This window comes from Microbacterium sp. JZ37, assembly GCF_035188445.1.
Taxonomy (GTDB): Bacteria; Actinomycetota; Actinomycetes; order Actinomycetales; family Microbacteriaceae; genus Microbacterium; species Microbacterium barkeri.
In genome coordinates this window covers 1,924,534-1,943,783 of the sequence record NZ_CP045253.1, presented here as the reverse complement: position 1 = coordinate 1,943,783, position 19,250 = coordinate 1,924,534, and the positions used below count along the sequence as shown (strand labels likewise).

Here is a 19,250-nt window from a genome sequence, read left to right as displayed (position 1 = left end):
TCAGGCCCCGCCCACGACCTGGGCGCGCCGCGCGGGCACCTGACCGATGATGAGCGCGCCGAGAGCGAGCGCGATCCCCGCCGCCTGCACGGGCGTGAAGGTCTCGCCGAGCACGGCGACGCCGATGAGCGTCGCGACCACGGGCGAGAGCAGGCCGAGCAGCCCCGCGGCGAATGCCGGCAGCCGCTGGATCCCCCGGAACCACAGGGTGTACGCGACGATGCCGCCCGCCGTCGCGAGCCAGACGTACCCGGCGACCGCAGCGCCGTCGATGCGCGCGGGGACGCCCTCGACGGCGAGCACGGCCGGCAGCAGGACGAGACCGCCCGCCGTCAGCTGCCAGCCGGCGTAGGAGATCGCGCCCACGCCCTCGGGGCGCCCCCAGCGCTTCGTGAGGACGAGCCCGAGCGCCATCGAGGCGGTCCCGCCGATCGCCGCGGCGACGCCGATCGGATCGAGAGCGGCGCTCGGCCCGAGGACGACGAGCGCCACGCCGACCGCGCCGGCCGCGCCGATCGCGAGCGGCCGCGGGCGCACCGGGGTGCGCAGCACCACGGCCGACAGGAGCACGACGATGACCGGCTGCGCGCCGCCGACGGCCGCGGCGACGCCGCCGGGAAGGCGCTCGGCCGCGAGGAAGAGCAGCGGGAAGAACGCGCCGATGTTCAGCGCGCCCAGGAGCGCGGCGCGAGCCCACCAGACGCCGCGGGGCAGCGCGCGGCCGATCGCGAGCGCGAGGAGCCCCGCGGGCAGCGCGCGCAGGAGCGCCGCGAAGAGGGGATGCCCTGGCGGCAGGAGCTCGCTCGTCACGATGTAGGTCGTGCCCCACGCGATCGGCGCGAGGGCGGTGAGGAGGACGGTGACGGGAGCGCTCATGGCTCCAGCCTCCGCTCCGCTATGGGGATGAGTCCAACGCATCCTTCTCATCTGAATGATGAAGCGGGATCATGGATGCATGGAGCTCCAGCAGATGCGCTACGTCGTCGCCGTGATCGAGGAGGGCGGGTTCACGCGCGCCGCGGCGCGCTGCCACGTGACGCAGTCGGCCCTCAGTCACCAGATCGCTGCGCTCGAGCGCGAGATCGGGACGCGCCTGTTCGCGCGGACGAGCAGGGCGGTGCGCGTGACGGAGGCGGGCGAGGCGTTCGCGGCGCACGCGCGCGAGGCGCTCCTCGCAGCCGACCGCGCCAGGGAGGAGGCCGCGTCGGCCGCCGGAGAGGTGCGCGGGACGCTGCGCATGGGCGTCATCCCGACGGTCACGGCCGTCGACGTCCCGGCGGTGCTCGGGCGCTTCCGCGCGGCGCATCCGCACGTGCGCGTCGAGCTGCGGATGGGCAACAGCGACGAGATGGTGCCCGCCGTGCGCGCGGGCGCGCTCGATGTGGCCCTCCTCGGCCTGCGGGACGGCCTCGTGCCCGAGGGTGTCGCCTCGCGGGTGCTCGCACGGGAGGCCCTGGTCGCGGTGCTGCCGGGCGGCCATCCGCTCGCGTCCCGCGAGATCCTCTCGCTCGCCGACCTCGCGGACGCGGTCTTCGCCGACTTCCCCTCCGGCACCTCAGGGCGGGAGCAGTCCGATCATGCGTTCGCGTCGGCCGGCATCGCGCGCGACGTCGCGTTCGAGGCGGGCACGGCCGATCATCTGCGCGGCCTCGCGGCCGCGGGCCTCGCGGTCACGCTCCTGCCGCCGGGGGTCGTCCCGATGGACGACCGGGCGATCGCGGCGGTGCCCGTGAGCGACGGTCCGGTGCGCGCCGAGCACGTCGCGTGGGACGCCCGCGCCCCGCGCGCGGCGGCGCGTGCGCTCCTGCCGCTCATCGTGTGAGACTGGCGCCATGGACCAGCGGATCAGCCTCATCACGCTCGTGGTCGACGACGTCGCGGCCTCGCGGCGGTTCTACATCGACGGACTCGCATGGCGCGCCGAGTTCGAGGCGCCCGGCGAGGTGCTCATGATCCGCGTGGGGGAGCGGCTCCTCCTCTCCCTCTGGGATCGCGCTCACGCCGAGGAGGAGATCGGCGCGGTCACCCGCGGAGGCACACCGCCGGTCACGCTCGCGCACAACGTCGCCGAGCCCGCGCAGGTCGACGCCGTGCTCGCGCAGGCGCGGACGGCCGGCGCGACGGCCGTCGTCGCGGCGCAGCAGCGCGCGTGGGGCGGCTACTCCGGCTACTTCGCCGACCCCGACGGCTTCCGATGGGAGGTGGCCGTCAACCCGTCGCCCCTGGGCGAGAGCCTGCTGCCCTGACACGACGGCGGGCCCGGAGGATCGCTCCTCCGGGCCCGCCGTGCGCACAGGTCACGCGACGTCGTCGTCGACCCAGTCCATCGACTTCGTGACGGCCTTGCGCCACTGCCGAAGCAGGCGGTCGCGCTCGCCCTCGTCCATCGTCGGCTCCCAGCGCTTGTCCTCCTGCCAGTTCGCGGACAGGTCGTCGAGGCCGTTCCAGAAGCCCACGGCGAGGCCCGCGGCGTAGGCAGCGCCGAGCGCCGTCGTCTCGGCGACGACGGGGCGGACGACCGGCACGCCGAGCACGTCGGCCTGGAACTGCATGAGCGCGTCGTTGGCGACCATGCCGCCGTCGACCTTGAGCTCGGTGAGGTCCACGCCCGCGTCGGCGTTCACGGCGTCGAGCACGTCGCGCGTCTGGTACGCCACGGCCTCGAGGGCGGCGCGCGCGATGTGGTTCCGGTTCGCGTAGCGGGTCAGGCCCACGATCGCACCGCGCGCATCCGGCCGCCAGTACGGAGCGAACAGGCCCGAGAACGCGGGGACGATGTACACGCCGCCGTTGTCCTCGACCTGGCGCGCGAGCTCCTCGACCTCGGGCGCCGTCTGGATGATCCCGAGCTGATCCCGCAGCCACTGGATGAGCGAGCCCGTGACCGCGATCGAGCCCTCCAGGGCGTAGTGCGTCGGCCCGTCGCCGAGCTTGTAGCCGACGGTCGTGAGGAGCCCGTTCTTCGAGTGGACGATGTCCTCGCCCGTGTTGAAGATGAGGAAGCAGCCCGTGCCGTAGGTGTTCTTGCTCTCGCCCTTCTGGAAGGCGGCCTGGCCGAAGGTCGCGGCCTGCTGGTCGCCCAGGATGCCGGCGATGGGGGTCTCGCGCAGGAGCGACGAGCTCTCGGCCGCGCCGTAGACCTCGGAGGACGAGCGGATCTCGGGCATCATCGAGCGCGGCACGCCGAACGCCTCGAGGATGTCGTCGCGCCACTCGAGCGTCTCGAGGTCCATGAACATCGTGCGCGACGCGTTCGTCACGTCGGTGACGTGGACGCCGCCGTCCGTTCCGCCGGTGAGGTTCCAGAGCACCCACGAGTCGGTCGTGCCGAACGCGAGGTCGCCCGCCTCGGCCTTCTCGCGCGCGCCCTCGACGTTCTCGAGGATCCAGGCGATCTTCGTGCCGGAGAAGTAGGTGGCGAGCGGGAGGCCGACCACCTGCTTGAACCGGTCGCCGCCCCCGTCGGCCGCCAGGCGGTCGACGATGTCCTGCGTGCGCGTGTCCTGCCAGACGATCGCGTTGTAGACCGGCTTGCCCGTCGTGCGGTCCCACACGACGGCCGTCTCGCGCTGGTTCGTGATGCCCACCGCCGCGATGTCGTGGCGGGTGAGGTCTGCGCGGCTCAGCGCGAGGCCGATGACCTCCTGCACGTTGCGCCAGATCTCGATCGGGTCATGCTCGACCCAGCCGGCCTTCGGCAGGATCTGCTCGTGCTCCTTCTGACCGGTCGCGACGATGCTGCCCTTCTTGTCGAAGATGATCGCGCGGCTCGACGTCGTGCCCTGGTCGATCGCGATGATGTAGTCGGCCATGGTGATTCTCCTTTGAACGCGGATGCGGATGGCGGGTGCTCAGGCGGCGAGGCCGAGGAGCGCGGGTGCGGCGAGGGCGGCGATCGCGCCGCCGATGAGCGGGCCCACGACGGGGACCCACGAGTAGCCCCAGTCGCTCGAGCCCTTGCCCTTGATGGGCAGGATGGCGTGCGCGATGCGCGGGCCGAGGTCGCGGGCCGGGTTGATCGCGTAGCCCGTGGGGCCGCCCAGCGAGGCGCCGATGCTGACGACGAGCAGCGCGACCGGCAGGGCCGTGAGCGGGCCGAGGCCGCCGGGCACGCCCACCTCGATGTCGCCGTAGTCGGCGAACGCGAAGATGATGAACACGAGCACGAACGTGCCGATGATCTCGGTGATGAGGTTGTGGCCGTAGGAGCGGATGGCGGGGCCCGTCGAGAACACGCCCAGCTTGTTCGCGGGGTCCTCCTCGACGTCGAAGTGCTGGCGGTAGGCCGCCCAGCACAGGACAGCGCCGATGATCGCGCCGACGAGCTCGGCGGCCGTGGCCACGAGGAACATCGTGAAGGTGATCTTGCCCGCGAGGAGCAGGCCGATGCCGACGGCGGGGTTGAGGATCGCGCCGGAGTACGCGGAGGCGAGCACGCCCGCGAAGACCGCGAGGCCCCATCCCCAGTTCACCATCAGGAAGCCGCCGCCGAAGCCCTTGTTCTTCGCGAGCACGACGTTCGCGACGACGCCGCATCCGAGCAGGATCAGCATCCCCGTTCCGACCATCTCGGACAGGAAGTAGAGCCCGAGGTTCACTTCGTTCATGTCTTCTTCGACCTTTCGTGAGTGCGGCGGCCCCTCTGCCGTCGCACGGGAGTGAGCGGAGATGTCTCCGGTCGGGGCCCCGAGGAGGGAGGCCCCTGCGACCGTGCGTCAGTGACGCGTGCGGTCGGGGATCGTGAGTCCGTGGAAGTCGTTGAGGATCGTGCGGGCCTGCTCGACCTCATCATCGCGCCGAGCGGCGTCCCAGCCGAGCAGCGGCGCGAGCGCGTCGGCCAGCTCGTCGAGGATGTCCGCGTCCGCGCCTCCGGTGAAGGCGATGCTCGTGCGGCGCAGCACGACGTCGGCGAGGTGGACGACGTGCTCGTCCTGCACCATCCACGCCAGTTCGCGCGTGGAGAGGTCGCCGCGCGCGAGCGGCGCGTCGTCGCCCTGGGCGATGAAGTCCCAGACGGCCGCGGCGCGTGTGCCGTACCGCGTGAGAAGGGCGTCGGCGCGCTCGCCCGCTCCGGCGAGGTGCGCGGAGGTCCACGCCCGGCGGTCGGCCGGCGTGCGCGGGAAGTCGCGGCCGCCGCCGATCGGGCGACCGGCCGTCTTGACGGTGCGGGTGCGGCCGAGGAGGTCGAGGACCGTGTTCGACAGCGACTCGCCGAGCGCGCGGAAGGTCGTCCACTTGCCGCCCACGAGGCTGAGGAGCGGGACGCGCCCCGAGCGGTCGATCTCGACCCGGTAGTCGCGCGAGACGAAGCCGGGTGCGGTGTCCTCGTGGCGGGGGAGCGGGCGGATGCCCGCGAAGCGGTAGACGATCTGGCCGCGGTCGACGGCGATCTGGGGGAAGACGTGGTGGATGAGGTCGAAGAAGTAGTCGACCTCCTCCTCGGTGCACACCGCCGGCGTGCTCGGGTCGGCGTCGATGTCGGTCGTCCCCACGAGCACGCGGCCCTTGAGCGGGTAGATGAGCACGATGCGCCCGTCCGAGTGCTCGAAGAAGATCTCGCGCCCCTTGGTCGCCGCGAGCAGCTCGGGGTGATCGAGGACGATGTGCGAGCCCTTCGTGCCGCCCATGAAGCGCGTCTCGGTGCCGAGCGCCTCGTTCGTGAGGTCGGTCCACGGGCCCGACGCGTTCACGACGACGTCCGCCGCGATGGGGAACGTCTCGCCGGTCTCCCGGTCGCGCACGATCACGCCGTCGTCGGTGCGGCCGACGGCCTCGACGTAGTTGAGCGCCTGCGCCCCCGGGTGCGCCGCGATGCCGTCGAGCAGGACGTCGAGCGCGAGGCGCTCGGGGTCGTGCATCGACGCGTCGAAGTACGTCGCCGTGTACTTGATCCTGGGGTCGAGGGCGGGAAGCTCCTCGAGCGACCTGCGGCGGCCGAGGAAGCGGTGCCGCGGCACCATGCCGCCGTCGCGCGAGAAGGTGTCGTAGATGGTCAGGCCGATCTTGATGAGCGCGGCCCCGCGCTCCTGCGGCTTGCCCGATCGGTGCGTGAGGAAGCGCATGGGCGCCGAGAGGATGCCCGAGAAGGTCGAGTAGATCGGGATCGTCGTCTCGAGCGGCTTGACGTAGTGCGGGGCGATCTTGAGGAGTCCGTTGCGCTCCTGGACCGATTCCTGGACGAGGCGGAACTCGCCGTTCTCGAGGTAGCGGATGCCGCCGTGGATCATGTGGCTCGACGCCGAGGAGGCTCCCGAGGCGAAGTCGCCCCGCTCGACGAGCACGACATCGACGCCCTGCAGGGCGAGGTCGCGGAAGGTCGAGATGCCGTTGATGCCGCCGCCGATGATGAGGACCGTCGTGCGGCCGGTCTCGCGGACGGCCGCGACGGACGGGCGCTCGGCGGAAGGACGGGAATCGATCATCGTCGACCTCTCTTCTGTGTCGGTTCGGGTATAGCCTCGGACCCGAGGACACAAGTGCACAACTCGAATGCACATATGTGCAGCGGGGGCGCGGCGGAGAGGTGGCGGAATGGACGCGGAGAGGCCGGGAGCCCGGGATGCGAAGCTCGTGCAGGCGCTCAAGGCCGCGCAGCTCTACTACATGCAGGACCGCACGATGGAGGCGATCGCGCGCGAGCTCGGCACCTCGCGCTCGTCGGTCTCGCGCCTGCTGAGCCACGCGCGGGACATCGGGCTCGTGGACATCCGGATCAACTCGCCGCTCGAGCGCGGGGGCATGCTCGAGCAGCGGGTGAGCGAGCGGTTCCGGGTGGCCGCGCACGTCGTGCCCGTGCCCGCGAACGTGAGCGAGGTCGATCGCCTCGAGCGCGTCGCGATGACGGCCGCGCGTCTGACGGCGCAGTTCGTCGACTCGAACATGATCGTGGGCGTCGCGTGGGGATCGACGCTGAGCGCCGTGAGCCGCAACCTCCCCCAGAAGGAGACCCACAACACGACTGTCGTCCAGCTCAACGGCGCGGGCAACACGCAGACGACCGGCGTCGAGTACTCGAGCGAGATCCTGCAGCGGTTCGGGCATGCGTTCGGCGCGAAGGTGCAGCAGTTCCCGGTGCCCGCGTTCTTCGACGACCCGGCCACGCGTGAGGCGATGTGGCGCGAGCGGAGCACCCGGCGGGTGCTCGACCTGCAGGCGCGCATGGATCTCGCGCTCTTCAGCCTGGGCTCGCCGTCCGCCGAGGTCCCCAGCCGGGTCTACGTCGGGGGCTACCTCGACCGGGACGACTACCGGAGCCTCTCGGAGGACCGCGTCATCGGCGACGTCGCGACGGTGTTCTTCCGGGCGGACGGCAGCTGGCGCGACGTGCGGCTCAACGCGCGCGCGACGGGTCCGACGCTCGACCGCCTGCGCCGCGTGCCGCGTCGCGTGTGCGTGGTCGCCGGCGCGCACAAGCTCGCGAGCCTGCGCGCCGCGCTCGGCGCGGGGCTGGCCACCGACGTCGTGCTCGACGAGGCCCTCGCGAACCGCCTCCTCGACGCGAGCTGAGGGCGCCCGCGGTCAGATCTCGGATCGGCCGAGACGCCAGTAGCCCATGAACGCCACGGCGCGGCGGTCGACGCCGTGCTCGCTCACGAGGTGACGCCGCAGCGTCTTGATGCCGGCCGACTCGCCCGCGAGCCACGCGTAGAGCGGAGCGCTCCGGAGCGCCGTCGCGCCCTTCCTCCTCGTCGGCACGTCCCACAGGATCTCGCTGTCGACGTCGATCTCCTCCACCTCGGAGCCGCGGCCCGGCGCGCACAGCGCGGGCGCGACATCCCGCACCGTCTGCACGAGGTGCTCGTTGCGCTGTCGGGAGCCGCGCCCTGTCACGTGCACCGCGAACCCGGGGTGGTCGGGCAGGTAAGCGGCGTCGCGGTCGTCCGGCACCTCGAGGACGACCGTGCCCCGCGCGGTGCGGGGGAGCTGCTCGAGGATCACCGCGATCGCGGGCGCGGCCGTCTCGTCTCCCGCGAGCAGGACGTGCTCGACCTCGGCCGGCGGCACGAAGTCGACGCCGAGGCTCACGCCCTCGCGCTCGACCGTCGGCGCGAGGATGAGCAGCTCGTCGCCCACCTGCGCGCTCTGGATCCACGCCGAGGCAGGGCCAGAGACATCGTGCGCGACCATGTCGACGTCGACCTCGCGGAGGTCGCCGCGCACGGCGCGCGTCGTGTAGGTCCGGAACGGAGGACGGCGATCGACCGGGAGCTCTCGCCAGGTCGTATACCAGTCCTCGCCCGTCGGCATGTCGTCGATCGACGCTGTCGCGCTCGGGAAGACGACCTTGATGCGCTGGTCGAAGCCGGGGTCGCCGTAGCGGTGCAGCTGCTCGCCCGTGAACGTGAAGCGCCGGAAGCTGGGGGTGAGGTCGGCGATGCGCGCGACGGACACGCGGAAGAACTCCATGTCGGACACGTCAGACTCCTGTCGGGGTGGAGTGCTCGGCCGTGAGCGCGGCGGGGAGCACGTGGTGGCGGCCGCGGGGGAGCACGAGGGGCGTGCCCGAGACCGGGTCGGTGATGACGAGCGCGTCGAGGTCGAACACGTCGGAGATGAGCTCGCTCGTGACGACGTCGCCGGGTGCGCCCGAGGCGATGAGCCGTCCGGCGCGGAGCGCGAAGAGGTGGTCGGCGTACCGGGCCGCGAGGTTGATGTCGTGGAGCACCATGACGATGGTCGTCCCGCGGCGCCGGTTGAGGTCGGTGAGCAGATCGAGCACCTCGATCTGATGCGTGACGTCGAGGAAGGTCGTGGGCTCGTCGAGGAGGAGGATGCCCGTCTCCTGTGCGAGGGCCATGGCGATCCACACGCGCTGGCGCTGGCCGCCCGACAGCTCGTCGACCGACCGGTCGGCGAGATCGGCGATGCCGGTCGCCTCGAGCGCCTCGGCGACCGCGCGCTCGTCCTCGGCGGTCCACGAGCGGAAGAGCTTCTGGTGCGGATGGCGACCGCGTCCGACGAGGTCGGCGACGGCGATGCCCTCGGGCGCGATCGGCTGCTGGGGCAGGAGCCCCAGCGTGCGCGCGAGTTGCTTGGTGGGGACCTCGTCGATGCGGCGCCCGTCGAGGACGACGCCGCCGCTGCGCGCGGGGATCAGCCGGGAGATGGTCTTGAGCAGCGTCGACTTGCCGCACGCGTTGGCGCCCACGATGACGCTGATGCGCCCGGCGGGGACGACGAGGTCGACGCCGTCGACGATCGTGCGGCCGCCGTAGCCGGCGACGAGGGACTGTGCTTCGAGGGTGTGCTGCACGGTCATGAGGAACCTCCGAGGCGGCTCGTGCGGACGAGGAGGAAGAGCAGATAGGGGGCGCCGAGGATGCCCGTGATCACGCCGACGGGGAACTTCGTGTCGAACGCGAACTGGCCGAGGAGGTCGGCGCCGAGGACGAGGCAGCCGCCCACGAGGGCCGCCGGCACGGCGAGGAAGGCGCCGGGGCCGACGATGCGCGCGGCGATCGGCCCGGCCAGGAACGCGACGAACGCGATCGGCCCCGTGGTGGCGGTGGCGAAGCACGCGAGCGCGACGGCGGCGAGCACGAGCAGGATGCGCGCGCGGTCGACGCGCACGCCGAGCGCGGTGGCCGAGGCGTCGCCGAGCTCGAGCGCGCGCAGGTCCCGCGAGAGGAGCAGCACGAGGGGCAGGAGGATCGCGACCGCGACGGCGAGCGGCACGACGTCGTCCATCTTGACGCCGTTGAGACTGCCGGTGAGCCAGCGCATCGCGACCGGGACATCCCACTCCGCCGCGCGCGAGATGACGAACGCCACGACCGAGTCGAGCATCGCGCCGATGCCGATCCCGATGAGGATCAGCCGGCCGCCGGTCGACTCCCCGCCCCTGGCCGTCGCGTAGATGACGGCGGCTGTGCCGACTCCCACGACGAGCGAGAGGAGCATCGTCGCGCCGGCCGACCAGTGCAGGACGACGAGGGCGACCACCGCTGCGGCGCTCGCTCCCGACGTGATGCCGATCACGTCGGGGCTCGCGAGCGGATTGCGCAGCATGGTCTGGAAGGTCGAGCCGGCCAGGCCGAACGCGAGCCCCGCGAGCGCCCCGGCGATGGCCCGCGGGACGCGCAGCGTGCCGACCGTGAACGACGCGCCGGGCACATCCGCGCCGAGGATCACGGCGAGGACGTCGCCCACGGGGTAGATCGTGCGGCCGAGCATGAGCATCGCGCCGAACAGGGCGACGAGCAGCACCGCGAGCACGGCGACGGCGATCGCGCGGCGCCGTGAGCGGCGCCGGCGGCCGGCGCGCAGCGGCTCGACGACGTCGGGCGTCGCGGGCGCGGGAGCGAGGACGGTCATGGCGGGCTTTCGGTCAGAGGGCCTTCATGCGCGTGCGCCGCGCGATGAGGACGAGGACGGGGGCGCCGAGGAAGGCGGTGACGATGCCGGCCTCGACCTCGCCCGGCGAGCCGATCACCCGGCCGATCGTGTCGGCGAGGGTGAGGAGGACGGCGCCGCCGACGGCGGAGAGGGGGAGAAGCCACCGCTGGTCGGGGCCCGACAGGAGACGCACGACGTGCGGCACCATGAGGCCCACGAAGGCGATGGGCCCTGCGATGGCCGTGACGCCCGCGCACAGGACGACGCCGGCCGCGGCGGCGATGGCCCGGGTGCGCCCGACGCGGACGCCGAGCCCGACCGCCACGTCGTCGCCGAGGGCGAGCGCGTTGAGTGCGGGCGAGGCGAGGAGGGCGACGAGCGCGGCCGCGGCCAGCAGCGGCACGATCGCGGCCATCGTGTCCCAGCTCGCGCCGCCCACGCCGCCGACCTGCCAGAAGCGGAACTCGTTCATCGCCTGCGCGCGCGGCAGCAGCACGGCGCTCACGAGCGAGGACAGCGCGGCGGTCGTCGCCGCGCCGGCGAGCGCGAGCTTGATGGGCGTCGCTCCGCCTGGCCCGATCGAGCCGATCACGTAGACGAACGCCGCGGCCAGGCTCGCACCCGCGAGGGCGAGGCCGAGGTACGCCCACGTCGACGAGATGCCGAGGAAGGCGATGCCGCACACCACGAACAGCGAGGCGCCGGTGTTGACGCCGAGGATGCCCGGATCCGCGATGGGATTGCGCGTGACCGCCTGCATGAGCGCGCCGGAGAGCGCGAGAGCGGCCCCCGCGACGAGCGCGAGCACGGTCCGGGGGATGCGCTCCTGCACGGCGATCGCGCCGAGCTGCTGCGCGACCTCCCCCCGCGTCCAGGCCGCGAGGCCCTCGAGGATCTCCGGAAGGGCGACCGTCCGCGAGCCGAACGCGAGCGAGAGGACGGCGGCGACGGCGATCGCGAGGACGCCGCCGATGACGAGGGCGACGCGCCGCACCGCCTCCAGCTTCGAGACGGAGGCGGTGCGGTGCTCCGCGAGCGTCACTCGGCCTTCGCCGCCGCGTCGCTCAGCAGCCCGACGTACTCGTCGAGCATCCACGGGATGGACAGGGCGGTCGGCGAGACCGCGCTGGAGAGGGCGTCGCCCATGCCGACGGCGACGACCGCGCCGTTCTGGACCGCGGGGATCGTGCTCCACAGCGGGTCGGCCTGGAGGGCCGGGAGGAGGTCGTCGCCGCCGTACGCGACGATCACGTCGACGTCGGAGAGCCGGTCGACGTTCTCGGCGCTGAAGTCGGCGTAGAACGACCCGTCGGCTCCGGCCTCCTCGACGATGGTCGGCGTGTCGAAGCCGAGGTCGCCGAGGAACGCGGCGCGCGTGTCGCCCGCGGCGTACACGGAGCCGGTGGAGAGGTCGGCCGCGCTGAGGGACAGGAATGCGGCCGTCTTGCCCTCGAAGCCCGCGTCCGCGGTCGCCTCGGCGATCTGCTCGTCGATGTCGGCGATGAGGGCCTCGGCCTCGTCGGCGAGCCCGAGGGCCGCGCCGTCGAGGCGGATCGTCTCGCGCCACGGCGTGTACCAGGGCACGTCCGGGTACGCGACGACCGGCGCGATCTCGCTGAGGGTCGCGTAGTCGTCCTCGGTGATCCCGGAGTGAGCGGCCAGGATCACGTCGGGCGCGGTGTCGGCGATCGCCTCGAAGTCGATACCGGCGGACGTGTCGAAGATCACCGGCTCGTCGGCGCCGAGCTCCTCGTACGCGTCGAGCGACCACTCGTAGAGGCCGAGCCCGTCGCTCTGGTCGAACGACCAGGTCTGGTCGTCGGCGCCCACAGGGGCCACGCCGAGGGCGAGGGCCGCGTCGTGGTTGCCCCATCCGATCGCGGCGACGCGCTCGGGCGCGCTCTCGATCGTCGTCGTGCCGAGCGCGTGCTCGATCTCGACCGGGAAGGAGCCCTCGGCCGGCGAACCCGCGTCCGCGTCGGGGTCGGTGGTCGCTGAGGAGGAGGCGCAGGCCGTCAGGGCGGCGGCGGCGGTGAGGGTCGCGGCGAGCGCGACAGCACGTGTGGAACGCACAGGGGTGCCTTTCATCGTGAGGCCGGAGCCTCGGCGTCGGGTACTGAGCTTAGGCTACCCTAATGCACCCGCCGCCCGTGCATCACCCCCGCGGGGTGGGAGGGAGCGCGCGCCCCTGTGCGAACTCCGCCATGAGGTGCGCGACGACGGCGCGCAGGTCTCCGCCCGTCGCATCCGCGACCGCGGCCTGCCGTGCGTAGCTCGCTCCGCCCTCGAGCATGTCGCCGATGCCCGCGAGCTCGGCCGCGCACCCGAGCTGCTCCGCGATAGGGAGCAGATCATCGAGCGCCTCCGCGAGATGGTCCCGCACCGGCCGCTGCGCGCCCGACCGATCCACGACGACATCGGCGTCGAGTCCGTACCGCGCGGCCCGCCACTTGTTCTCGCGCACGTACCAGGGCTGCAGGACGAGAGGGGTCCGCCCGGAGTCGAGTGCGCGCGAGAAGGCCTCCACGAGCGTCTGGGTGAAGGCGGCGACCGCGGCGAGCTCGGCGGCCGTCGACATCCCGTCGCACACCCTCACCTCGACCGTGCCCCAGCGCGGCGCCGGGCGGATGTCCCAGCGGACCTCGGTCTCGTCGGCCATGACCCCCGCTCGCGTCATGTCGTCGACGTACCCCTCGAAGTCCGACCACGCGTCCAGCTGCCAGGGGAGCCCCGCGGTCGGCAGCTGCTGGAAGACGAGGGCCCGGTTCGAGGCGTACCCCGTGCGCTCGCCCGCCCAGAACGGGCTCGACGCGGAGAGGGCCTGGAAATGCGGGAGGAACGTCGTGAGCGCGCCGACGATCGGCATGACCTTGGCGACGTCCTCCACGCCGACGTGCACGTGCACGCCCCAGATCATCATGTTGCGCCCCCACCACTGCGTGCGCTCGATGAGGGAGTGATATCGCGTCTTGTCGGTGACGGCCTGGTCGTACCACTGCGCGAACGGATGGCTCCCCGCCGACAGCAGCGCCACGCCGAGCGGGTCGGCGTGGGCGCGGACGACGTCGACGGCGGCGGAGATGTCGTGGAGGGCCTCGGCGACCGTCGTGCCCACGCCGCTGGTCACCTCGACCGTGTTGGTCAGGAGCTCGCCGGTGACCGTGAAGCGCTCGCGCTCGGTCGCCGCGGCGAGCGCGTCGACGATCTCGGGCCCGCGCCCGACGAGCTCGCCGCTGTCGCGATCGGCGAGCATGAGCTCCCACTCGACGCCCACGGACGAGCGGGCGGAGCGGGCGAAGCGCAGCGTCATGCGCTCAGCCTCGCACAGACGACTCGCGTGGCGGATGGTTCGCGCCTCGGTGCGTCATCTGGCAGAATGGAGGGTCGGACCAGCTGCTCGACCCTCTATCCAGCAGCCGGACCACCCTCAGAGCTTCCGCCGGCGTGCACCCCACGCGCAGGGCGACGTTCGATCCCTCTTCACCACACAGGAGAATCGTGGCTGTCAAGATCCGTCTCAAGCGCCTGGGCAAGATCCGTGCGCCCTACTACCGCATCGTCGTCGCCGACTCGCGCACCAAGCGCGATGGTCGCGTGATCGAGGAGATCGGCAAGTACCACCCGACCGAGGAGCCCTCGTTCATCGAGGTCGACTCGGAGCGTGCGCAGTACTGGCTCTCCGTGGGCGCTCAGCCCACCGAGCAGGTCCGCGCCATCCTCAAGATCACGGGCGACTGGGGCACGTTCAAGGGCGACAAGGACGCCAAGAGCACGCTGAAGACCGCCGAGGAGAAGGCCGCGTACGCGCCCGACTCGTCGAAGAAGTCGGTCGTCAAGCCGCAGGCGCCGAAGAAGGCGGAGGAGCCCGCCGAGGCTCCCGCCGCCGAGGCCGACGCCGAGTCGGCAGAGTAGTCGTCGTGCTGGCTGCCGCGCTCGAGCACGTCGTCAAGGGGATCGTGGATCACCCGGACGACGTGAGGATCGTCGCCTCGTCGTCGCCGCGGGGGGATGTGCTCGAAGTGCACGTCCACGCGGATGACCGGGGGCGCGTCATCGGGCGCGGCGGCCGCACGGCCAAGGCTCTTCGCACCGTGATCTCGGCGCTCGCCGACGGACGGCGCGTGCGCGTCGACGTGGCGGACGACTGATGGCCGACCGGTCCGGCTCCGCGAAGAACCAGCTGCGCGTCGGGCGCATCCTCAAGGCCCACGGCCTCAAGGGCGCCCTCAAGCTCGAGCTGTACACCGACGACCCCGACGGACGATTCGTCCCGGGAGCCTCGTTCGCCCTCCAGGTGCCCGAGCAGTCGAAGTGGCACGGCCGCTCCGTCACGGTCCGCGAGTTCCGCTGGATGAACTCCGCCCCCGTCGTGTTCTTCGAGGGCGTCGACGACCGCGACGAGGCGGAGAGCCTCGTCCGCGCCATCCTCTGGATCGACCAGGACGACGACGCCGAGCAGCCCGAGCCGGACGCGTGGTACGACCACCAGCTCGTGGGCCTCGACGTCGTCCGCGACGGCGTCTCGGTCGGGCGCGTGGCGCGCGTCGACCACCTCCCCGCACAGGATCTCCTCATCGTGAAGTCCGGCGAGCGCGAGGTGATGGTCCCGTTCGTCTCGGCCATCGTCCCCGAGGTCGACATGGCCGCGGGGCGCATCGCGATCACGCCGCCCGCAGGGCTCTTCGAGGACCTCGCCGACGACGACGCCTCGACGGAGAGCGCGCCCGCGTCGGAGTGACCTGAGGCGCGCCGCGCGCGGCGCCTCACAATCGGCCTGCGCCGCCCGTGCGGCGAACGTCACGACGGGGAAACGGCGCGGGAAAGGGAGCGGAACCTCCCTCCCGCATCATCGGTGCATGCCCTCACGCACCGTCTGCTCCTACTGCGGCGTGGGCTGCGGCATCGTCGTCGAGACGCGACCCGACGCGTCGGGCCGCGCGGCGGTCGCGACCGTGTCGGGCGACCGCGCGCACCCGACGAACCGCGGCCGCCTCTGCACGAAGGGCGCCACGCACGCCGAGCTGATGGCGGCGCCCGGGCGCATGACGACGGCCCTGCTGCGGCCCTCGCGCGGCGCCGACGCGGTGCCCGTGCCACGGGACACCGCGATCGAGGAGGCGGGACGACGCCTGCGCGCGATCATCGACGAGCACGGCCCCGACGCGGTCGCGGTCTACGTCTCGGGCCAGATGTCGATGGAGGCGCAGTACCTCTCCAACAAGCTCGTCAAGGGATGGATCCGCGGGATCCACATCGAGTCGAACTCGCGGCTGTGCATGGCCTCCGCCGGGACCGGCTACAAGCAGTCCCTCGGCGCGGACGGCCCTCCCGGCTCGTACGAGGACATCGACCGCGCCGACCTCTTCCTCGTGATCGGATCGAACACGGCCGACTGCCATCCGATCCTCTTCCTCCGGATGGCCGACCGCCTGAAGGCGGGCGCGCGTCTCATCGTCGTCGACCCGCGCCGCACGGCCACCGCCGACCGGGCCGACCTGTTCCTCCAGATCGCGCCGGGAACCGACCTGGCCCTGCTCAACGGCCTGCTGCACCTGCTCGTCGCGGAGGGCGCGATCGACGAGCGGTTCATCGCCGAGCACACCGAGGGATGGGACGCGATGGCGCCCCTCCTGGCCGACTACCCGCCCGACGCGGTGGCGCGCATCACGGGCCTCGCCGAGGAGGACATCCGCACCGCCGCCCGCTGGATCGCGGAGGCGGGCGAGTGGATGACGCTCTGGACGATGGGGCTCAACCAGTCGACGCACGGCACGTGGAGCACGAACGCCATCTGCAACCTGCACCTCGCCACGGGCGCGATCTGCCGTCCCGGCAGCGGCCCGTTCTCCCTCACGGGCCAGCCGAATGCCATGGGCGGGCGCGAGATGGGCTACATGGGGCCGGGTCTCCCCGGACAGCGTGCGGTCTTCAGCGCAGAGGACCGGGCGTTCGCCGAGGGGATCTGGGGGCTCGAGGCGGGCGCGATCCGCGCGGAGTCGGGCACGGGCACGATCGACATGTACCGCGACATGGCGGATGGCCGGATCAAGGCCGCGTGGATCATCTGCACGAATCCGGTCGCATCCGTCGCGAACCGCGACACGGTCATCCGCGCACTCGAGGCCGCCGAGCTCGTGATCGTGCAGGACGTGTTCGCGCAGACCGCGACCGCCGCGTACGCCGACATCCTCCTGCCGGCGACGCTGTGGGTCGAGTCGGAGGGCGTGACGGTGAACTCCGACCGGACGCTGACGCTCGTCCAGGCGGTCGCGGACGCGCCGGGCGATGCCCGGCCCGACTGGCAGACGATCTGCGACGTCGCACGCGCGATGGGGTACGAGCGGGGGTTCGCGTTCGCGTCGGCGGAAGAGGTCTTCGACGAGATCCGGCGGTTCTGGAACCCGCAGACGGGGTGGGATGTGCGCGGCATCGACTACGCGCGGCTCCGCGGCGGGCCCGTGCAGTGGCCGTGCCCTCCCGAGGACGCCGCCGACCGCCATCCGATCCGCTACCTGAACGATGGCGTGAGCCAGCGCCCGCACACGGCGTCCGACGGCACCACGCCGCGCCTGGCGTTCCCGACGCCGTCGCGGCGCGCGCAGTTCCTGCCGCGGCCGCATATCGCGCCCGCCGAGATGCCCGACGACGCGTTCCCCTTCGTGCTCAACACCGGACGCCTCCAGCACCAGTGGCACACGATGACGAAGACCGGGCGGATCGCGAAGCTGAACCGGCTGAATCCGGGCCCGTTCGTGGAGATCCACCCCGCGGATGCCGAGGAGCTCGGGATCGGCGACGGCGACGAGCTCGAGGTCGCGTCACGGCGCGGGCGCTTCGTCGCGCCCGCGGTCGTCACCGACCGCGTGCGCCCCGGCGGCCTGTTCGCGCCGTTCCACTGGAACGACGAGCACGGTGAGGACCGCACCGTGAACGCCGTGACGAGCGACGCGGTCGACGCCGACTCCCGCCAGCCCGAGTTCAAGATCGCCGCGGTGTCGGTGCGCCGGATCGCGCCGGCCGCGTCCGCCGCTCCCGCGGCGCCGGAGGCGACCGCGGCGCCGGGCCTGCCGGCCTTCGCGGTCGCCGCGCCCGAGCCAGCGCCCGCCGAGCAGGTCTACCTCGCCGGCTTCCTCTCGGGGCTGGCCTCGACCCCGCCGCCGGCCGGGCTCGTGCCGGTGCTGCCCGCGACGGCTCCGCTCTCCGACGACGTGCGCGCATGGTTCGACGGGGTGCTCGCTGGCGTCTACTCGCGCGTCCCGGCGGCGCGCGCCGAGCCGACGGGACCCGAGGTGACCGTGCTGTGGGCGTCGCAGACGGGCAACGCCGAGGAGTTCGCGCACGCGTGCGTCGCGGCCGTCGCCGAGCGCGGCATGCGCGGGCGGCTCGTCGGGATGGACGCGTTCCGCGCCGCGGACCTGGCCGATGTCGAGCGCCTCCTCGTCGTGACCTCGACCTTCGGCACCGGGGGGCCGCCGGACAACGGCTCCGCCTTCTGGGATGAGCTGCGCGGAGAGGACGCGCCCCGACTGGATGGCCTGCCGTACGCCGTGCTCGCGATGGGCGACTCGACCTACGACGACTTCTGCGGGCACGGGCGCAGCATCGACCAGCGCCTGCGCGAGCTGGGCGCCGTCGCGCTCGTCGAGCGCGTGGACTGCGAGCCGTTCGACGATCTCCCCGCGGCGCAGTGGCTCGAGCGGGCGCTCTCCGCGATCGCGGGAGCCGAGGCGCCGCCGCCGGCGGCGGCACCCGCTGCGCCCGCACCCGCTCCCGCGGCGCCGTTCACGCGACGCAACCCGCTCGGCGCGCCCCTCGCGCTCAACGTCCTGCTGAGCGGAGACGGCTCGCAGAAGGAGGTCCGGCGCATCGGGTTCGACCTCGCCGAGGCGGGCGTCTCGTACGAGGCCGGCGACGCGCTCGGCGTGGTGTGCGACAACGCCCCCGAGGTTGTCGCCGACTGGCTCGACGCCGCCGGGCTCGACCCGGCGGCGGTGGTGCACGTCGACGGGCAGGACCAGCTCTTCGAGCACGTGCTCCGCACGCGGTTCGACATCACCCGGATCGGGCCGGACCTCCTCGCCTTCGTGTCCGAGCGCAATCGCGACACGACGCTCGCCGCGCTCCTGCGCCGCGACAGCCGGCACCGCCTCGAGCAGCACCTGTGGGGCATGCACGCGGCCGACCTGCTGCGGGAGTTCCCCGTGACGGCCGCTCCCGAGGAGTGGGTCGAGGTGCTCGGGCGGCTCGCGCCGCGGCAGTACTCGATCTCGTCGAGCCCGAAGGAGGGGCACGGCCGCGTCGAGCTGACGGTGTCGGTGGTCCGCTTCCGCACGGACGACGACCGCGCGCGCGGCGGCGTGTGCTCGACCTTCCTCGCCGACCGGGCGCATGAGGGCGCCGTGCCGATCTACCTGCAGCGCTCGGCCCACTTCCGGCCCCCGGCCGACCCCGCCGCTCCCATGATCATGATCGGCCCTGGCACGGGCATCGCGCCCTTCCGGGGCTTCCTCCACGACCGCCGCGCCGACGGGCACACGGGGCGCAACTGGCTGTTCTTCGGCGAGCAGCACGAGGCGACGGACTTCTACTACCGCGACGAGCTCGTCGGCATGCACGAGGACGGCTTCCTCACCCGGCTCGACACCGCGTTCTCGCGCGATCAGCGTCAGAAGATCTACGTGCAGGACCGCATGCGCGAGCACGGCGCCGAGCTGTGGCGCTGGCTCCAGGAGGGCGCGAGCGTCTTCGTCTGCGGCGACGCCGAGCGGATGGCCAAGGACGTCGACCACGCGCTGCTGGAGATCGCGCGGGTGCACGGTGGCCTGGGCGAGGACGACGCCCTGCAGTTCAAGAAGGAGCTGACGGCGGACCGCCGGTACGTGCGCGACGTCTACTGAGGGCGGATACGACGATGG

At 72.6% G+C, this 19,250-nt stretch carries 17 protein-coding genes; 7 read left to right on the top strand and 10 right to left on the bottom strand.

The genetic code is table 11. The features are described from left to right. The gene (locus tag GC092_RS08920) at positions 1-876 is read right to left on the bottom strand and encodes an EamA family transporter (RefSeq protein ID WP_324011445.1); all 876 of its coding nucleotides are present in this window, start codon (positions 874-876) and stop codon (positions 1-3) included. 79 nt (positions 877-955) lie between these two features. Here GC092_RS08920 and GC092_RS08915 point away from each other — a divergent pair, with 79 nt between their 5' ends. Together GC092_RS08915 and GC092_RS08910 are read left to right on the top strand one after the other, a co-directional pair. Further along, complete coding sequence (locus tag GC092_RS08915) at positions 956-1,822, top strand: LysR family transcriptional regulator (RefSeq protein WP_324011443.1); 867 nt, start codon at positions 956-958, stop codon at positions 1,820-1,822. Positions 1,823-1,832: 10 nt separating this feature from the next. Beyond that, a complete protein-coding gene (locus GC092_RS08910; protein ID WP_324011441.1) occupies positions 1,833-2,246 on the top strand; it encodes a VOC family protein in 414 nt (137 codons plus the stop codon). A gap of 51 nt (positions 2,247-2,297) precedes the next feature. Here GC092_RS08910 and glpK read toward each other — a convergent pair whose 3' ends face one another. The 3 genes from glpK to GC092_RS08895 all read right to left on the bottom strand — a co-directional run bounded on the left by glpK (position 2,298) and on the right by GC092_RS08895 (position 6,422). Then, positions 2,298-3,812 (bottom strand): glycerol kinase GlpK, encoded by a 1,515-nt coding sequence (gene glpK, locus GC092_RS08905; RefSeq protein WP_324011439.1) that lies wholly within the window; start codon positions 3,810-3,812, stop codon positions 2,298-2,300. 39 nt (positions 3,813-3,851) lie between these two features. Further along, positions 3,852-4,607 (bottom strand): MIP/aquaporin family protein, encoded by a 756-nt coding sequence (locus GC092_RS08900; RefSeq protein ID WP_324011437.1) that lies wholly within the window; start codon positions 4,605-4,607, stop codon positions 3,852-3,854. A 108-nt stretch (positions 4,608-4,715) separates the two neighbouring features. Then, complete coding sequence (locus GC092_RS08895) at positions 4,716-6,422, bottom strand: glycerol-3-phosphate dehydrogenase/oxidase (protein WP_271171711.1); 1,707 nt, start codon at positions 6,420-6,422, stop codon at positions 4,716-4,718. A gap of 109 nt (positions 6,423-6,531) precedes the next feature. Between GC092_RS08895 and GC092_RS08890 the strand changes: the two genes are divergently transcribed. Beyond that, a complete protein-coding gene (locus GC092_RS08890; RefSeq protein ID WP_271171712.1) occupies positions 6,532-7,506 on the top strand; it encodes a sugar-binding transcriptional regulator in 975 nt (324 codons plus the stop codon). Between the two features lie 12 nt (positions 7,507-7,518). Here the strand turns inward: GC092_RS08890 and GC092_RS08885 are convergent, their stop codons facing one another. From GC092_RS08885 to GC092_RS08860, 6 genes are all read right to left on the bottom strand, one after another. Continuing rightward, on the bottom strand, positions 7,519-8,406 hold the full coding sequence (locus GC092_RS08885; RefSeq protein WP_324014883.1) for a siderophore-interacting protein: 888 nt from the start codon (positions 8,404-8,406) through the stop codon (positions 7,519-7,521). Between the two features lie 10 nt (positions 8,407-8,416). Then, a complete protein-coding gene (locus GC092_RS08880) occupies positions 8,417-9,259 on the bottom strand; it encodes an ABC transporter ATP-binding protein (protein ID WP_324011434.1) in 843 nt (280 codons plus the stop codon). Further along, positions 9,256-10,314, bottom strand: coding sequence for a FecCD family ABC transporter permease (locus GC092_RS08875; RefSeq protein ID WP_324011432.1), 1,059 nt, complete (start codon positions 10,312-10,314; stop codon positions 9,256-9,258). Before GC092_RS08875 ends, GC092_RS08880 begins: the two co-directional genes overlap by 4 nt. Before the next feature lie 13 nt (positions 10,315-10,327). Next, positions 10,328-11,377, bottom strand: coding sequence for a FecCD family ABC transporter permease (locus GC092_RS08870; RefSeq protein WP_324011430.1), 1,050 nt, complete (start codon positions 11,375-11,377; stop codon positions 10,328-10,330). Next, complete coding sequence (locus GC092_RS08865) at positions 11,374-12,408, bottom strand: iron-siderophore ABC transporter substrate-binding protein (RefSeq protein WP_282977618.1); 1,035 nt, start codon at positions 12,406-12,408, stop codon at positions 11,374-11,376. Before GC092_RS08865 ends, GC092_RS08870 begins: the two co-directional genes overlap by 4 nt. Before the next feature lie 82 nt (positions 12,409-12,490). Further along, positions 12,491-13,645: a glutamate--cysteine ligase gene (locus GC092_RS08860; RefSeq protein ID WP_324011426.1), complete on the bottom strand. Its 1,155-nt coding sequence runs from the start codon at positions 13,643-13,645 to the stop codon at positions 12,491-12,493. A gap of 188 nt (positions 13,646-13,833) precedes the next feature. Here GC092_RS08860 and rpsP point away from each other — a divergent pair, with 188 nt between their 5' ends. The 4 genes from rpsP (at position 13,834) to GC092_RS08840 (ending at position 19,232) form a co-directional block, all read left to right on the top strand. After that, positions 13,834-14,247, top strand: coding sequence for a 30S ribosomal protein S16 (gene rpsP, locus GC092_RS08855; RefSeq protein WP_271171718.1), 414 nt, complete (start codon positions 13,834-13,836; stop codon positions 14,245-14,247). Between the two features lie 5 nt (positions 14,248-14,252). Further along, on the top strand, positions 14,253-14,483 hold the full coding sequence (locus tag GC092_RS08850) for an RNA-binding protein (RefSeq protein WP_271171719.1): 231 nt from the start codon (positions 14,253-14,255) through the stop codon (positions 14,481-14,483). After that, positions 14,483-15,073: a ribosome maturation factor RimM gene (rimM, locus tag GC092_RS08845; RefSeq protein ID WP_324011423.1), complete on the top strand. Its 591-nt coding sequence runs from the start codon at positions 14,483-14,485 to the stop codon at positions 15,071-15,073. Before GC092_RS08850 ends, rimM begins: the two co-directional genes overlap by 1 nt. Positions 15,074-15,191: 118 nt before the next feature. After that, the gene (locus GC092_RS08840) at positions 15,192-19,232 is read left to right on the top strand and encodes a bifunctional nitrate reductase/sulfite reductase flavoprotein subunit alpha (RefSeq protein ID WP_324011421.1); all 4,041 of its coding nucleotides are present in this window, start codon (positions 15,192-15,194) and stop codon (positions 19,230-19,232) included. The last annotated feature ends 18 nt before the right edge of the window (positions 19,233-19,250 follow it).

Bases quoted from the DNA above. Each gene is read 5' to 3' on its own strand.
- GC092_RS08880 (WP_324011434.1), bottom strand. From the start codon at position 9,259: ATGACCGTGCAGCACACCCTCGAAGCACAGTCCCTCGTCGCCGGCTAC.
- GC092_RS08910 (WP_324011441.1), top strand. From the start codon at position 1,833: ATGGACCAGCGGATCAGCCTCATCACGCTCGTGGTCGACGACGTCGCG.
- GC092_RS08890 (WP_271171712.1), top strand. From the start codon at position 6,532: ATGGACGCGGAGAGGCCGGGAGCCCGGGATGCGAAGCTCGTGCAGGCG.
- GC092_RS08920 (WP_324011445.1), bottom strand. From the start codon at position 876: ATGAGCGCTCCCGTCACCGTCCTCCTCACCGCCCTCGCGCCGATCGCG.
- rimM (WP_324011423.1), top strand. From the start codon at position 14,483: ATGGCCGACCGGTCCGGCTCCGCGAAGAACCAGCTGCGCGTCGGGCGC.
- GC092_RS08915 (WP_324011443.1), top strand. From the start codon at position 956: ATGGAGCTCCAGCAGATGCGCTACGTCGTCGCCGTGATCGAGGAGGGC.
- GC092_RS08875 (WP_324011432.1), bottom strand. From the start codon at position 10,314: ATGACCGTCCTCGCTCCCGCGCCCGCGACGCCCGACGTCGTCGAGCCG.
- GC092_RS08885 (WP_324014883.1), bottom strand. From the start codon at position 8,406: ATGGAGTTCTTCCGCGTGTCCGTCGCGCGCATCGCCGACCTCACCCCC.
- GC092_RS08895 (WP_271171711.1), bottom strand. From the start codon at position 6,422: ATGATCGATTCCCGTCCTTCCGCCGAGCGCCCGTCCGTCGCGGCCGTC.
- GC092_RS08840 (WP_324011421.1), top strand. From the start codon at position 15,192: ATGCCCTCACGCACCGTCTGCTCCTACTGCGGCGTGGGCTGCGGCATC.
- GC092_RS08860 (WP_324011426.1), bottom strand. From the start codon at position 13,645: ATGACGCTGCGCTTCGCCCGCTCCGCCCGCTCGTCCGTGGGCGTCGAG.
- glpK (WP_324011439.1), bottom strand. From the start codon at position 3,812: ATGGCCGACTACATCATCGCGATCGACCAGGGCACGACGTCGAGCCGC.
- GC092_RS08900 (WP_324011437.1), bottom strand. From the start codon at position 4,607: ATGAACGAAGTGAACCTCGGGCTCTACTTCCTGTCCGAGATGGTCGGA.